This window comes from Escherichia sp. 20412-1, from assembly GCF_003027595.1.
Taxonomy (GTDB): domain Bacteria; phylum Pseudomonadota; class Gammaproteobacteria; order Enterobacterales; family Enterobacteriaceae; genus Escherichia; species Escherichia marmotae.
The window spans coordinates 195,124-208,277 of the sequence record NZ_PYQM01000001.1; the positions used below are offsets into that span (position 1 = coordinate 195,124).

At 50.3% G+C, this 13,154-nt stretch carries 16 protein-coding genes and 2 pseudogenes; 7 read left to right on the top strand and 11 right to left on the bottom strand.

Annotated features, from left to right (window positions below; translation table 11 throughout):
• The first annotated feature begins 221 nt into the window (after nucleotides 1-221).
• Entirely contained in the window at nucleotides 222-311 is a 90-nt protein-coding gene (gene cydH / locus C7B16_RS01095) for a cytochrome bd-I accessory subunit CydH (protein ID WP_000102278.1), read from the top strand.
• Nucleotides 312-476: 165 nt separating this feature from the next.
• Nucleotides 477-1,646 carry an MFS transporter gene (locus tag C7B16_RS01100; protein WP_107179269.1) on the top strand — a complete coding sequence of 390 codons (1,170 nt, stop codon included), beginning with the start codon at nucleotides 477-479 and terminating at the stop codon, nucleotides 1,644-1,646.
• A gap of 146 nt (nucleotides 1,647-1,792) precedes the next feature.
• Here the strand turns inward: C7B16_RS01100 and sodB are convergent, their stop codons facing one another.
• The gene (gene sodB / locus C7B16_RS01105) at nucleotides 1,793-2,374 is read right to left on the bottom strand and encodes a superoxide dismutase [Fe] (RefSeq protein WP_000007276.1); all 582 of its coding nucleotides are present in this window, start codon (nucleotides 2,372-2,374) and stop codon (nucleotides 1,793-1,795) included.
• Nucleotides 2,375-2,501: 127 nt separating this feature from the next.
• Entirely contained in the window at nucleotides 2,502-3,329 is an 828-nt protein-coding gene (gene mepH / locus C7B16_RS01110; RefSeq protein WP_001516328.1) for a peptidoglycan DD-endopeptidase MepH, read from the bottom strand.
• 334 nt (nucleotides 3,330-3,663) lie between these two features.
• Here mepH and grxD point away from each other — a divergent pair, with 334 nt between their 5' ends.
• The gene (grxD, locus tag C7B16_RS01115) at nucleotides 3,664-4,011 is read left to right on the top strand and encodes a monothiol glutaredoxin 4 (RefSeq protein ID WP_000108172.1); all 348 of its coding nucleotides are present in this window, start codon (nucleotides 3,664-3,666) and stop codon (nucleotides 4,009-4,011) included.
• A 48-nt stretch (nucleotides 4,012-4,059) separates the two neighbouring features.
• On the opposite strand, the pseudogene C7B16_RS01120 reads toward grxD, so the two are convergent.
• The 6 genes and pseudogenes from C7B16_RS01120 to nemR all read right to left on the bottom strand — a co-directional run.
• A pseudogene (locus C7B16_RS01120) lies at nucleotides 4,060-4,323 on the bottom strand (hypothetical protein); the annotation flags it as partial.
• A gap of 39 nt (nucleotides 4,324-4,362) precedes the next feature.
• A pseudogene (locus C7B16_RS25760) lies at nucleotides 4,363-4,443 on the bottom strand (hypothetical protein); the annotation flags it as partial.
• A gap of 83 nt (nucleotides 4,444-4,526) precedes the next feature.
• Complete coding sequence (gene rnt, locus C7B16_RS01125; protein ID WP_001282288.1) at nucleotides 4,527-5,174, bottom strand: ribonuclease T; 648 nt, start codon at nucleotides 5,172-5,174, stop codon at nucleotides 4,527-4,529.
• A gap of 102 nt (nucleotides 5,175-5,276) precedes the next feature.
• On the bottom strand, nucleotides 5,277-5,684 hold the full coding sequence (gene gloA, locus C7B16_RS01130) for a lactoylglutathione lyase (protein WP_001237802.1): 408 nt from the start codon (nucleotides 5,682-5,684) through the stop codon (nucleotides 5,277-5,279).
• A gap of 80 nt (nucleotides 5,685-5,764) precedes the next feature.
• On the bottom strand, nucleotides 5,765-6,862 hold the full coding sequence (nemA, locus tag C7B16_RS01135; RefSeq protein WP_000093624.1) for an N-ethylmaleimide reductase: 1,098 nt from the start codon (nucleotides 6,860-6,862) through the stop codon (nucleotides 5,765-5,767).
• A 41-nt stretch (nucleotides 6,863-6,903) separates the two neighbouring features.
• On the bottom strand, nucleotides 6,904-7,503 hold the full coding sequence (nemR, locus tag C7B16_RS01140) for a DNA-binding transcriptional regulator NemR (RefSeq protein WP_061091132.1): 600 nt from the start codon (nucleotides 7,501-7,503) through the stop codon (nucleotides 6,904-6,906).
• A 102-nt stretch (nucleotides 7,504-7,605) separates the two neighbouring features.
• Between nemR and C7B16_RS01145 the strand changes: the two genes are divergently transcribed.
• From C7B16_RS01145 to sodC, 3 genes are all read left to right on the top strand, one after another.
• Nucleotides 7,606-7,845 (top strand): DUF1289 domain-containing protein, encoded by a 240-nt coding sequence (locus C7B16_RS01145; protein WP_024191872.1) that lies wholly within the window; start codon nucleotides 7,606-7,608, stop codon nucleotides 7,843-7,845.
• Nucleotides 7,846-7,893: 48 nt separating this feature from the next.
• Nucleotides 7,894-8,790, top strand: a complete 897-nt coding sequence (locus tag C7B16_RS01150) for an aldo/keto reductase (protein WP_061091133.1) — start codon at nucleotides 7,894-7,896, stop codon at nucleotides 8,788-8,790.
• Nucleotides 8,791-8,869: 79 nt separating this feature from the next.
• Entirely contained in the window at nucleotides 8,870-9,391 is a 522-nt protein-coding gene (gene sodC, locus C7B16_RS01155) for a superoxide dismutase [Cu-Zn] SodC (RefSeq protein WP_000819798.1), read from the top strand.
• Here the strand turns inward: sodC and C7B16_RS01160 are convergent.
• Genes C7B16_RS01160 through C7B16_RS01170 form a run of 3 tightly spaced genes read right to left on the bottom strand, consistent with a single transcriptional unit; the run spans nucleotide 9,388 to nucleotide 12,496 of the window.
• Nucleotides 9,388-11,400 (bottom strand): FUSC family protein, encoded by a 2,013-nt coding sequence (locus C7B16_RS01160; protein ID WP_001516329.1) that lies wholly within the window; start codon nucleotides 11,398-11,400, stop codon nucleotides 9,388-9,390. The genes sodC and C7B16_RS01160 overlap by 4 nt on opposite strands.
• The gene (locus tag C7B16_RS01165) at nucleotides 11,400-12,257 is read right to left on the bottom strand and encodes an HlyD family secretion protein (RefSeq protein ID WP_000023825.1); all 858 of its coding nucleotides are present in this window, start codon (nucleotides 12,255-12,257) and stop codon (nucleotides 11,400-11,402) included. The genes C7B16_RS01160 and C7B16_RS01165 overlap by 1 nt, the downstream gene beginning before the upstream one ends.
• 2 nt (nucleotides 12,258-12,259) lie before the next feature.
• On the bottom strand, nucleotides 12,260-12,496 hold the full coding sequence (locus C7B16_RS01170; protein WP_000670973.1) for a DUF1656 domain-containing protein: 237 nt from the start codon (nucleotides 12,494-12,496) through the stop codon (nucleotides 12,260-12,262).
• Between the two features lie 200 nt (nucleotides 12,497-12,696).
• Between C7B16_RS01170 and slyA the strand changes: the two genes are divergently transcribed.
• Entirely contained in the window at nucleotides 12,697-13,131 is a 435-nt protein-coding gene (gene slyA, locus C7B16_RS01175; protein WP_001516330.1) for a transcriptional regulator SlyA, read from the top strand.
• Nucleotides 13,132-13,154: the final 23 nt, after the last annotated feature.

Sequence of the window (13,154 nt, forward strand, 5' to 3'; positions counted from 1 at the left end):
AACGAAAGTGTTGCGGTACGCCGGAAAAATGACACGGAGCGTCAGGAAGGGGTCAATGGCCAGTACGCAAATAGTGTAAGCGTGGAATTTTGGCCGATCTTGATGAAAAGGGGAAGTAGTAAAAACACTTATCATTATAAATGCCGGGAGATTTTTTCATCACACTGTGTAAAAATGAGTAATATCATTTTTTGTGTGGTAATAAAAAAGGAGAAAACTTGATGAGCACCGACCTTAAATTTTCATTGGTAACAACCATTATCGTTCTTGGTTTGATCGTGGCAGTGGGTTTGACTGCCGCGCTGCACTGATTTCCCCTCGAGGGAGCGCGTTCTCCCTCGCATCTCTCTCCTCTTTGTTAGCAAAATGGCAAAAGTGTTTTCTCTTTTTGTTATTTTCATTCTTTTGTGATTGATGTCATGCTTTCGCCACTTTGATGAACATCGCGTGATGACGCGAAGAGGTGGAGATTAGGCATGAAAATTAACTATCCGTTGCTGGCGCTGGCGATTGGCGCGTTTGGTATCGGGACAACGGAGTTCTCGCCAATGGGCCTGTTGCCCGTCATTGCGCGCGGTGTGGATGTCTCGATTCCTGCTGCCGGAATGTTAATCAGTGCCTATGCGGTTGGTGTGATGGTTGGCGCGCCGCTGATGACATTATTACTTTCTCATCGTGCCCGCCGCAGCGCGCTGATTTTCCTGATGGCGATTTTTACCCTTGGTAATGTACTTTCTGCCATTGCCCCGGATTACATGACACTGCTGCTTTCACGTATTTTGACCAGTCTGAATCACGGTGCATTTTTTGGCCTGGGGTCAGTTGTGGCCGCAAGCGTTGTGCCAAAACATAAACAGGCCAGCGCAGTTGCGACCATGTTTATGGGCTTAACTTTGGCGAATATCGGCGGTGTTCCGGCGGCGACCTGGCTGGGTGAAACTATTGGCTGGCGAATGTCGTTCCTGGCAACGGCGGGGTTGGGCGTGATTTCGATGATTAGCCTGTACTTCTCTTTACCGAAAGGTGGCGCAGGGGCGCGACCAGAAGTGAAAAAAGAGCTGGCGGTGCTGCTGCGTCCGCAGGTGTTATCGGCTTTACTGACGACGGTGTTGGGGGCTGGCGCAATGTTTACGCTCTACACTTATATTTCTCCGGTGCTGCAAAGTATCACCCACGCGACGCCGGTGTTTGTTACAGCCATGCTGGTGCTGATTGGTGTCGGATTCTCTATCGGTAACTATCTCGGCGGTAAACTGGCAGATCGTTCGGTCAACGGCACGCTGAAGGGATTTTTGTTGCTGCTGATGGTGATTATGCTGGCAATCCCGTTCCTGGCCCGTAATGAGTTCGGTGCGGCAATCAGCATGGTAGTGTGGGGCGCGGCAACCTTTGCGGTCGTACCGCCCTTGCAGATGCGAGTGATGCGAGTCGCCAGCGAAGCGCCGGGTCTGTCATCATCGGTGAATATTGGTGCCTTTAACCTTGGAAATGCATTGGGAGCGGCTGCTGGTGGTGCGGTGATTTCCGGTGGTCTGGGGGACAGTTTTGTGCCGGTGATGGGGGCGATTGTCGCGGGACTGGCATTATTGTTGGTGTTTATGTCAGCCAGAAAACAACCTGAAGCAGTTTGCGTTGCCAACAGCTAATAAAACAAAAACGCAGAAGGATAACCTTCTGCGTTACAGTTTGCAGGCAAAGTGCGATTTATCTTGCCAGATGTGGTGTTAACGCCTCATCCGCGTAGGTCTGATAAGCGTAACGCATCAGGCAATGTTGCATTTGCCATCAGTTATTATGCCGCGAGATTTTTCGCCACGAACTCCCAGTTCACCAGCGCCCAGAAGTGTTCCAGGTAGCCAGGACGCGCATTGCGATAGTCGATGTAGTAAGCGTGTTCCCAGACATCAACGGTCAGCAGCGGGGTCGCATCGGTGGTCAGCGGAGTACCGGCATTAGAAGTAGAAACGATAGCCAGTTTGCCATCGCTGTTTTTCACCAGCCAGGTCCAGCCAGAACCAAAGTTTTTGATCGCAGCATCAGTAAACTGCGCTTTAAAATCGGCAAAGCTACCAAAAGAAGCGGCGATAGCGTCAGCCAGTTCACCAGTCGGTTCGCCACCGGCGTTCGGTGCCAGGCAGTTCCAGTAGAAAGTATGGTTCCAGACCTGAGCAGCGTTGTTGAATACGCCACCTTCAGAGCTACGAATAATCTCTTCCAGTGATTTACCTTCAAACGCAGTACCTTTGATCAGGTTGTTCAGGTTAGTGACATAAGTTTGATGATGTTTGCCGTAGTGATACTCGATAGTTTCCGCAGAAATGTGCGGTGCCAGAGCATCTTTAGCATATGGTAGTGCAGGTAATTCAAATGACATTGCTACTCTCCTTTATTATTAATTGGCATACGTACAATAGCCTTATTGTGCGTAAGGATAGGGTAGCAAAATAAAAGGTGAGACAAAAGATGAACTTACCCTGTTGCTGTAACAACAGGGTAAAGTTTTAGCGAAGTGTTTTTGGGGTCATTACCCGACGAGCACCTACATAGTGGCGCTGCCAGTAATCTTCGCTTAAAGAAGTGATTTTAATTTCCTGTCCACTGCGCGGAGACTGAATAAATTTGCCGTTGCCAACATACACGCCAACGTGATCGGCGGTTCCGCGACCCTGAGTGCGGAAGAAGACCAGGTCGCCATTTTTCAATTCACTGCGATCGATCGGTGCGGCGTCACGCAGGTGATACATTTCGTTAGCTGTACGTGGAATACGGATCTTCACCAGATCTTTATAGGCGTAATAAACCAGCCCGCTACAATCGAAACCGGTACGCGGTGAGCTGCCGCCCCAGCGATATGGCTTGCCAATTTGTTGCATCAGTTTATTCATTGCCACGGTAGTGGCTTTCTGTACTTTGGCTTTATGCGCGTCAGCGAGGGTTCCTGGTGCGGCATTTTTAACTTTCACGCAATGTGTTTTATAACCCTTACGTTTAGTGCACTTTTCCGTAAAGCTGGCTGCCGCTGTTTTATTCACAACTTGTTTGCTGCGGTTTTTGGCGTTTTTAGAAGCGGTAATGGAGGATTTTTTTACGGAAGAAGCAGTTTTACTTTTAGTGGTACTTTTACTGGCGGCTTTTTTCGCTGTTTTCTGGCTGGCTTTATTGGTCTTTTTGGTGGTTGCCGTGCTTTTCTTTTTATCTGCTTTTTTGGTGATGTGAGTAGTAGCAGAACTCTCCCTGGCTTGCTTTGAAGCATGGGCCATAGGCGTTAAAGGCAGGGTGGTAAAAAGTAAAGCACAGAGCGTGATCGAAATACGGTTTATCCGCGCCACTGAGCGTCCCTCTGTTAAGGCAGGTCTATCATGCCTGCGTCTGATTTACAAAACTTGATGATTCTAATGCATAGAAGAAGAGAAAGTTAATAGCTTTTATTGTTAAAAAATATATTTCGTCGGTGAGCGTAAAAAAATGCAGCAGTGAAAGCTGGAAATGGTCATAAATACGCCAGTTTGCAGCGCAACAGCGAAGAAACGAATATTTGAAATGCAACAAATAGAGCAAAGGGATAAAATAGCAAAAGCGTGATGAAAATGTTATTTTCCGTTGCCGCACTGACCCGCTACAATGTCAGATTACTGCCGTAAAGAAGTTTGAGGAAGCAAGACAATGAGCACCACTATCGAAAAAATCCAACGCCAGATTGCTGAAAATCCGATCCTGCTGTACATGAAAGGTTCACCGAAACTGCCAAGCTGCGGTTTTTCTGCCCAGGCAGTTCAGGCGCTTGCCGCATGTGGCGAACGTTTTGCCTACGTTGATATCCTGCAGAATCCGGACATTCGCGCGGAACTGCCGAAATACGCTAACTGGCCGACTTTCCCACAGTTGTGGGTGGACGGCGAGCTGGTAGGTGGCTGTGATATCGTGATCGAAATGTATCAGCGTGGCGAACTGCAGCAGCTAATCAAAGAAACCGCCGCTAAATACAAGTCTGAAGAGCCGGACGCGGAATAATCCGTCCCGCAATACTGACGGAGGCTAACGGGCATCCGTCAGTGTTTTTTATCCCCAATCCAGCCCTTGTGGCGAACTGGAAAATCCCGCCTCACGCAGCAGCGTAAACATCGGCGTTTGCCGTACCGGTTGATCATTCACTTCTGTCAATGTAAAGCGTAGCCGTGGTTCGCGGCGTAGTGCGGTTGCCAGTGCGTGGAATACTTCTGGGGGGAGCAGTTCATCTTTTTCTTGCCATACCAGCATCTTCTTGCCGCCTTGTGCCAGGTAGAGCAACAATTTTCCGCCAGCAATGACTACCAGCGCCCCCGCCCACGGTTCATGCACTCGTCGCCCATAAGGGGAGTGTAAAATAATACGCCAGTCGCCAATTTCATCGTGACAGCGTTCGAGAACCAGGTGGCGACTTCCCGGAACAACAATTAACGCTATTCCCCGTGAATATCATGCATGATTCGTGGAATAGCCTCACTATAGATGCCTGAGTCATTACATGTCATCAGGCATCGACTCGATTACACCTCTTCAGCGGCAGGGAGCGGCCAGCCGCCCAGTCGTTTCCAGCGGTTGACGATTTCACAAAACAGCACGGCGGTGCGTTCAGTGTCGTACAGCGCGGAATGCGCCTGGGTGCTGTCAAAATCCATGCCAGCGGTCTGGCAGGCTTTTGATAATACGGTTTGTCCGAGAGCCAGCCCGGCCAGTGCCGCGGTGTCGAAAGTGACAAAAGGGTGGAACGGGTTACGTTTCAGTGAGGCGCGTTCTGCGGCAGCCATCATAAAACTGTGGTCGAAATTGGCATTGTGCGCCACCATAATGGCGCGGTTACAGCCGCTCGCTTTAATGCCTTTACGGACAACTTTGAAAATCTCATGCAACGCCTCATATTCGCTGACTGCACCGCGATCGGGATCGTTCGGGTCAATACCATTGAAGGCGAGGGCTTCTGGTTGCAAATTAGCGCCGACAAACGGCTCGACGTGAAAATGTAATGTGGTGTCCGGCATCAGCCAGCCTTGTTCATCCATTTTCAGGGTGATGGCGGCGATCTCAAGCAGTGCATCGGTTTTGGCGTTAAATCCGGCGGTTTCGACATCGATCACAACAGGATAAAAACCACGAAAACGGTCGCACAGACCGGTAAGTTGAGCGTTATCGGACATCTGATTCTCTTAATACGGAAAAATTGCAGCGTGCATTATGACAAATATTACCCGCTGATGCAGTAAAGATGCGGGCGCGATGAGTTCACGCCCGGCAGGAGATTAGTTGCCCAGACCGCGACCGGCGTCTTTCTCTTCAATCAATTCAATTTTGTAACCGTCTGGATCTTCCACAAAAGCGATAACCGTAGTACCGCCTTTTACCGGACCCGCTTCACGGGTAACGTTACCGCCGTTCTGACGGATTTTTTCGCAAGCTTCTGCGGCGTTATCGACGCTAAGGGCGATGTGACCATAAGCGGTGCCAAGTTCGTATTTATCCACGCCCCAGTTATAGGTCAGTTCAATTACCGCTTCTTCTGTTTCCGGGCCGTAGCCAACAAACGCCAGCGAGTATTTGTATTCTGGATTTTCGCTGGTACGCAGCAGTTTCATGCCCAGCACGTTGGTATAAAAATCGATGGAGCGTTGCAGATCGCCAACGCGCAGCATGGTGTGAAGAAGACGCATCTTTATATCCTCAAAATGGCTAACAGATTCAAAATGTTGTTTTAGTATAGCGGCGGTTTTGCGCCGCTCGCAATGTTGGATTACAGCGTAGGGTAGTCGGTATAACCTTCCGCACCGCCGCCGTAAAAACTTTCGGCACGCTGTGGGTTAAGCTCAGCTTTGCGCTGCAATCGAGCGACCAGATCCGGGTTTGCAATCCAGTCACGACCAAACGCCACCGCATCAATTAACCCTTTGCCGATCAGCGTTTCTGCTTTTTCTACCGTATATGCACCAGCCCCGATAATCGGGCCGTGGAAACGGGCGCGTACTTTTTCGCGGAACGCCTCGGTATATGGTTTGCCGCCTGCCCAGTCTGGTTCGGACATATGCAGATAAGCAATGCCGCGTTTACCCAGTTGTTCAATCAGATACAGCGCATCGGCTTCTTCATTCGGGCCGTTATCGGTGTTCTGGAAAGTACCAATTGGCGAAACGCGAATACCAATGCGATCGGCACCCCATTCTTTAATCCCGGCATCAACAACTTCCAGCACCAGACGAGCGCGATTTTCCACGCTGCCGCCGTACTGATCGGTACGATGGTTGGAGGATGGAGAGAGGAACTGATGCAGTAAATAACCGTGAGCGGAGTGGAGTTCCACCAGATCAAAACCGGCTTCACGGGCGTTGGCGATAGCCTGGCGGAAATCGTTGACAATACCCGGGATTTCTTCCAGCTCCAGCGCACGCGGCATGGTGGTTTCGACGCGGATCGCCTGACCATTTTCATCGCGCAGAGAAGTTCGTGTACCCGCACTAAGTGCAGAAGGCGCTACCGGTGCCTGGCCACCAGGTTGCAGGCTGGCGTGAGAAATGCGCCCCGTGTGCCAAAGTTGCACGGCGATATGACCATTTTCAGCATGAACACCGGCGGTAATTTTTTTCCACGCGGCGATTTGCTCCGGACTATGAATGCCTGGCGCGCCCGCATACCCTTTTGCCTGGGCGGAAACCTGGGTGGCTTCGCTAATGATCAAACCTGCACTGGCGCGTTGGCGATAATATTCCGCCATCAACGGAGTAGGGATATCACCCGGTTCAATGCTACGCAGGCGCGTCAGAGGAGCCATAAAGATACGGTTTGCCGCCGTGATTGCGCCCACTTTCAGTGGGGAATACAGTTTTTCAGATGACATAAAGACTCCCGGTCGTCTGGTGATAAAATAAAAAATGTCTGCTAAACGGCAGGCGTCGCAATAATGGTTTTGACATGTGTTAGCGCGTTTTCCAGAGGCCCGGAGCTGCGCGAAATTTTGGCTTGCAGATTGGCCCCCAGCCACAGCGCATAGAGAACTTGCGCCTGTTGCAGCGGATCTCCGCAAAAGGTTAAACAGTGGCTATCGCGGCCATTTTCCAGCGCCTGGGCGAGCAGAGCGATTACCTGGCGCGCACCTTTATCCATCGCGCTGCGCATATCTTCTGACAGGTCGCACACTTCAGCAGAAAGTTTTACTGTCAGACAGCCGCTGATCGTCCCATGCTGGCAGAACTGGTTCAGCGTTTGCTGGTAATAGGCCAGAATACGGTCGCGGTAATTTCCCTCGCCAGATTGCAGCAACTCCGTCAGTCGTTGGTGGTATGCCGCGTAATGGCGTTCAAGCATGGCAACACCAAACGCCTCTTTAGAACGAAAGTAGTGGTAGAAAGACCCTTTTGGCACTTCGGCGGTCTTCAGTAATTCGCTTAACCCCATTCCGGTAAACCCACGCTGCAGGCAGAGTTGCTCTCCGGTTGCCAGGAGGTGTTCGCGAGTATCGTGTTCAGGATGTTTGTTCATGCGCTTGAGTGTAGTAGACCGGTCGGTCTAGTGCAAGCAAAGTTGCTACTTTGGGCATTAACAGCTTCAATAGTGGTAATAATCTTATATAAGGAGGGCGAGGTGGCGGAGCAATTAGAGTTCTTTCCCGTCCAGAGCCCATGCCGGGGAATTTGCCAGTCTGACGAACGCGGATTTTGCCGTGGCTGTTTTCGTAGCCGGGATGAGCGTTTTAACTGGAATAAAATGAGTGATGGTGAAAAACAGGAGGTTCTGCGACTTTGCCGACAACGACTTATGCGTAAATTACGCGCGAACAGGCCAACGTCATCAGACGAACCAGAGCAACCATCACTCTTTTGAGAGCAATCTTGCGTATACTCCTCTCATATCTGATAAGAGGAAGCGATTATGGTTCAGCGTATTACTATTGCGCCGCAAGGCCCGGAGTTTTCCCGTTTTGTGATGGGCTACTGGCGACTGATGGACTGGAATATGTCCGCACGCCAGTTAGTTAGTTTTATTGAAGAGCATCTGGATCTCGGTGTGACCACCGTGGATCACGCTGATATTTATGGCGGCTATCAGTGCGAAGCGGCATTTGGCGAGGCGCTGAAACTGGCACCGCATTTGCGTGAACGGATGGAAATTGTCAGCAAATGCGGCATCGCGACGACTGCGCGTGAAGAAAACGTTATTGGCCATTACATCACCGATCGCGACCATATTATTAAAAGTGCCGAACAGTCGCTAATTAATCTCGCGACCGATCATCTGGATTTACTGTTAATCCACCGTCCCGACCCGTTAATGGATGCCGATGAAGTGGCGGATGCGTTTAAACATTTGCATCAGAGCGGCAAAGTGCGCCATTTTGGCGTATCGAACTTCACGCCTGCGCAATTTGCCCTGCTGCAATCGCGTTTGCCATTTACTCTTGCCACTAATCAGGTGGAAATTTCTCCGGTGCATCAGCCGTTGTTGCTGGATGGTACGCTCGATCAACTACAACAACTGCGTATTCGCCCGATGGCCTGGTCTTGTCTTGGCGGTGGCCGTTTATTTAATGATGATTATTTCAGGCCGCTACGTGATGAACTTGCTGTGGTGACGGAAGAATTAAACGCGGGTTCTATCGAGCAGGTGGTTTATGCCTGGATATTGCGTCTGCCATCGCAGCCGCTGCCGATTATTGGCTCCGGTAAAATTGAGCGTGTGCGTGCCGCCGTTGAAGCGGAATCCCTGAAAATGACACGCCAGCAGTGGTTCCGTATCCGTAAAGCGGCATTAGGTTACGACGTCCCGTAAGCACTTTCGGAATCGCCTCCGTTCAAATATGTGTCACTGGTTTACACTTATTCAGGTATGCACATTGAGCGGAGGTCTTATGAAACGTTTTAGTCTGGCTATTCTGACGCTGGTTGTTGCGACCGGCGCGCAAGCCGCCAGTGAAAAAGTCGAGATGAACCTCGTCACATCACAGGGGATTGGGCAGTCAATTGGCAGCATAACGATTACTGAAACCGATAAAGGTCTGGAATTTTCGCCCGATCTGAAAGCATTACCGCCCGGTGAGCATGGCTTCCATGTTCATGCCAAAGGAAGCTGCCAGCCAGCAACGAAAGATGGCAAAGCTACTGCGGCGCAATCTGCAGGCGGACATCTTGATCCCAAAAATACCGGTAAACATGAAGGGCCAGAAGGTGCAGGGCATTTAGGCGATCTGCCTGCGCTGGTGGTCAACAATGACGGTAAAGCAACCGATGCCGTCATTGCGCCTCGTCTGAAATCACTCGACGAAGTTAAAGACAAGGCGCTGATGATCCACGTTGGCGGCGATAATATGTCCGATCAACCAAAACCGCTGGGCGGCGGCGGTGAACGCTATGCCTGTGGTGTTATTAATTAAGAGGCTAGCGTACCCTGTGGTGGTGCCTGCTCAAGTTGCGAAAGCGAGCAGTACAGTCGCCAGACAATCGCCGCCAGCTCACGGGCAGCGGGTTGATGATGGCGGGCAAGGCTGTCGCAGATTCGCTGTAACTCTTCAAGTGTGGCCGCCAGTGATTTTTGCTGAACGCCACGCTCGCTCATCACTCCTCGCAACAATGAAATACAGTTATCTCGCACCTGCGATAAAGGATCGGAACGTGATTCCCAGTCGCGCAATTGCCAGACAACATGTGAACAGTTCAGCAGCACCACGCCCCAGCGTAATAACCAACGGCGAGCCAGCGCGTCCTGGCTGTTACTCAACTGGCTGACGTGATGATAAGTGAGCGATTCAAATTCGCTTTCACTCAGGGTTGGGTGACGGCTAAGTTGATCGACAAAATCCCGTCGCAGTGCGCGAATATGACGGCGGCTTTTGCGGGCATCGGACCCCGGTCGCAAAATGGCGAATGCTAACCATGCCAGCGCCACGCCAACGATTTTTGCCAGGTTATCGTTAAGAAAATCAGCAAAATCATACACCGGAGGATTAGTGACAGCGATAAACGACCCCATAAATACAATCAGTTGTCCCCACAGCGCGGCCAGTTTTGGCATCTGCAACTTGAGAAGCTGCATTGTCGCCAGTAGCGGGAAGAGAAACAGCAAAAATTGCCACAGATCGCTAATCTGAACCATCAGGCCAAACTTAACCACAAAACTGAATAGCGAAAGTAATACCAGCGTGCGCATCAGTAGCGACAACGACTTAAACGGTGCCGCGACTGCGGAGTAAAGTACGCAACTAATTGCTGCCAGCGTTAATGCATTGGCACCAGCATCCCATTGCGAGGCAATACTCCATGCGCCAATCATCATCAATGTACAAAATGTACGCAGTCCGCTCCACATAGCTTCGGCATTATCGGTATGACGTGCCAGACCAGATGCGCGAGGGAGCCTGGTATGATCATCTGAGCTGCTTTCCAGGCGATGCAATTCCTGACTACTTTGCAGATAAAGGTGGCAAAAATAACGTAATCGGTGCCAGAAGGCGACGTGCCGGTAGTCGGCTAAGTTGGTTGGGCGTAGCGGGGCAATAATGCGCGCAACGGTGTAAAAATTTGTTTGCGAGTTGGCGAGCACCGTCAGTAACTGTTCGATAATTTCCCGTGTGGCACCGGGCGGTGAGGGCCAGTTGAGCAACATACGTCGCAGGCTGGAGATGACGCTGGTCATACGTAATTGCTGGTGGAGTAGCGCATTCAGGCGTGCATTTTGCTGGCGGAAACGATAGTGGCTCCAGAACGCCTGAATACGCAGCAAATTCATGGTCAGTATTTGCCCAATTACCGATTCATGTGCTGTGCGAATGGCATCGGTCGTTTCGGGCTGCCAAAGCAAACTGGCATGCTCCAGTAAACGAGCATGCATGTTTTTCAGTGCGGTTAAAAGAGCGGTGGCATCAGAACTGCTCGGCAGGATCATCATCATCATGCCGCCGCAAAGAATACCGACAATCACTTCACAAACACGTGCCTGAGCGATATCCCATAGCTGGCTGGCTTCAGTAATATTGACCATCGGAAAGGCGATAATGGCCGCAGTATAGCCCGCCAGTTGAAATGCATAGGCCACGTTATTCGTGAAATGCGCGCAGGCCCAGGTACAAAAGCCAAGCCACGCAGACATGCTCAACAGAAAAAACCACGGCTCGTTGAGAGTATGTCCGGCAAGAATCAGTGCCGCGATAGCTCCGAGCAAACTGCCAGCAATACGTCCCATGCTTTTGCTGATGACACCGCCAACGGTGGGGAAGCTGACCACCGCCGCCGAGGTCATTGCCCAGTAAGGTTCATCAAGATTTAAATAATAGGCAACCGTCAGCGCCAGACACATGGCAATGGTGTTGCGTAACGCATAACGCCATTGCGCCAGCGTGGCTCTGAACCAGGGGAAATTGTGCAGCGACCATGGCGGTACGTTCATTACGGGCCTACAGCGATACTACAGGTGGTGCCGGATACCAGCGTGACATCGCCGGGGACGTTATCGAGAGCAAAACGAACAGGAACACGTTGGGCGAGACGAACCCAGGGAACGTTAGGTTTAACGTCGGGAATCAGGCTGGAATCATTTTCCACACTCTGATCATAAATCGCCCGACCAATACTGGAAACGTGACCCTGTAACGTTTTATTGTCGCTGTAGAGTGTAATTTGTGCTGGCGCACCGCCCCGGATATGGCGCAATTTGGTTTCTTCAAAATAACCAATGGCGTAAAACGAGTGGCTGTCCACCAGAGCAAACAGTGGTTTTCCGGTGTCGGCGTAGTCACCGATGCGGGTGGTGAGATTAGTGACCCATCCACTCACCGGGGCGCGAATTTCCGTTTGCGCCAGTTGCCATTGTGCCTGTTTCAGCGTTGCTTGTGCGGCATCGACACTTGCCTGCATCGCTTTAACATTGAGGTTAGCGGTATCCAGCTCTTCGGCAGAGATAAAGTTTTGTGAGAGATGGCGGCGACGGTTAGCTTCATTATTGGCTTTGGCGAGGTCAGATTGCGCTTTTGCCAACTGAGCCTGGGCATTAAGCACAGCAATCTGAAAGGGCGTTTTATCGATAGAGAACAGAATATCACCCGCGTTAACCAACTGGTTGTCTTTTATATTCAGCTCAACAATACGTCCAGACACCTGTGGCGTGATAGAAACCTGTTCTGCGCGTATTTTTCCGTCGCGTGTCCAGGGGGACTGCATGTAGTAGTTCCATAGCCACCATCCGGCAAGAACTGCAAAAACCGCTACAATAATTGTTGAGAAATATTTAATGGTTTTAATTGACATAGTTACCACGCAATCAGTATTGCCAGGGCAAAGCAAACGCAAATCGCAAACAGCGACAAATCCATTAACAAGGGATGCCAGATGTCTCCGGCGTAGATTTTGTCGCGAAGCAGGCGGTGTATAACGAGCCAGATGACAAATCCAAGCGCGAACGCTTTGAAAAACGGAGGAAAGTAGATGGATGCACCGAACACCAGATCTTGTAAGGGTAATCCTGTTGCACTATGCATAAACTTCACAAAATAGATTCCTTTACGGCTGAATATATTGCTTTAGATTAATAAATATTCTTTATGTGCGAGAAAGTTACTCGCTATTTCTGAAAAGCATGTCTGATGGTAAGCAAATGCAGCAATACATTTGTTTTAGCAATACAATTGCTGCACACTATTCTAAAAGCTGTATAATATCTTAGCAAGCTAATTATAAGGAGATGAAATTGGAATCGCCACTAGGTTCTGATCTGGCACGGTTGGTGCGCATATGGCGTGCTCTGATAGACCATCGCCTGAAACCGCTGGAGTTAACGCAAACCCATTGGGTAACGTTGCACAATATCCATCAGTTACCTCCAGACCAGTCGCAAATTCAACTGGCAAAAGCGATCGGCATTGAGCAGCCTTCACTGGTTCGTACGTTGGACCAACTGGAAGAAAAAGGGTTAATTTCGCGTCAAACTTGTGCCAGTGATCGTCGGGCCAAACGCATTAAACTGACGGAAAAGGCGGAGCCGCTGATTAGCGAAATGGAAGCTGTGATTAACAAAACCCGGGCGGAAATTTTGCATGGGATTTCCGCAGAGGAGCTGGAACAATTGATTAAGCTCATTGTAAAAATTGAGCATAACATCATAGAGTTACAGGCCAAAGGGTGAAATGAAGGAGGCGTGTGGCCAGT

What these genes read in the sequence shown, in the direction of transcription:
- cydH (WP_000102278.1), top strand. Translation starts at nt 222, where the DNA reads ATGAGCACCGACCTTAAATTTTCATTGGTAACAACCATTATCGTTCTT.
- C7B16_RS01100 (WP_107179269.1), top strand. Translation starts at nt 477, where the DNA reads ATGAAAATTAACTATCCGTTGCTGGCGCTGGCGATTGGCGCGTTTGGT.
- sodB (WP_000007276.1), bottom strand. Translation starts at nt 2,374, where the DNA reads ATGTCATTTGAATTACCTGCACTACCATATGCTAAAGATGCTCTGGCA.
- grxD (WP_000108172.1), top strand. Translation starts at nt 3,664, where the DNA reads ATGAGCACCACTATCGAAAAAATCCAACGCCAGATTGCTGAAAATCCG.
- rnt (WP_001282288.1), bottom strand. Translation starts at nt 5,174, where the DNA reads ATGTCCGATAACGCTCAACTTACCGGTCTGTGCGACCGTTTTCGTGGT.
- gloA (WP_001237802.1), bottom strand. Translation starts at nt 5,684, where the DNA reads ATGCGTCTTCTTCACACCATGCTGCGCGTTGGCGATCTGCAACGCTCC.
- nemA (WP_000093624.1), bottom strand. Translation starts at nt 6,862, where the DNA reads ATGTCATCTGAAAAACTGTATTCCCCACTGAAAGTGGGCGCAATCACG.
- nemR (WP_061091132.1), bottom strand. Translation starts at nt 7,503, where the DNA reads ATGAACAAACATCCTGAACACGATACTCGCGAACACCTCCTGGCAACC.
- C7B16_RS01150 (WP_061091133.1), top strand. Translation starts at nt 7,894, where the DNA reads ATGGTTCAGCGTATTACTATTGCGCCGCAAGGCCCGGAGTTTTCCCGT.
- sodC (WP_000819798.1), top strand. Translation starts at nt 8,870, where the DNA reads ATGAAACGTTTTAGTCTGGCTATTCTGACGCTGGTTGTTGCGACCGGC.
- C7B16_RS01160 (WP_001516329.1), bottom strand. Translation starts at nt 11,400, where the DNA reads ATGAACGTACCGCCATGGTCGCTGCACAATTTCCCCTGGTTCAGAGCC.
- C7B16_RS01165 (WP_000023825.1), bottom strand. Translation starts at nt 12,257, where the DNA reads ATGTCAATTAAAACCATTAAATATTTCTCAACAATTATTGTAGCGGTT.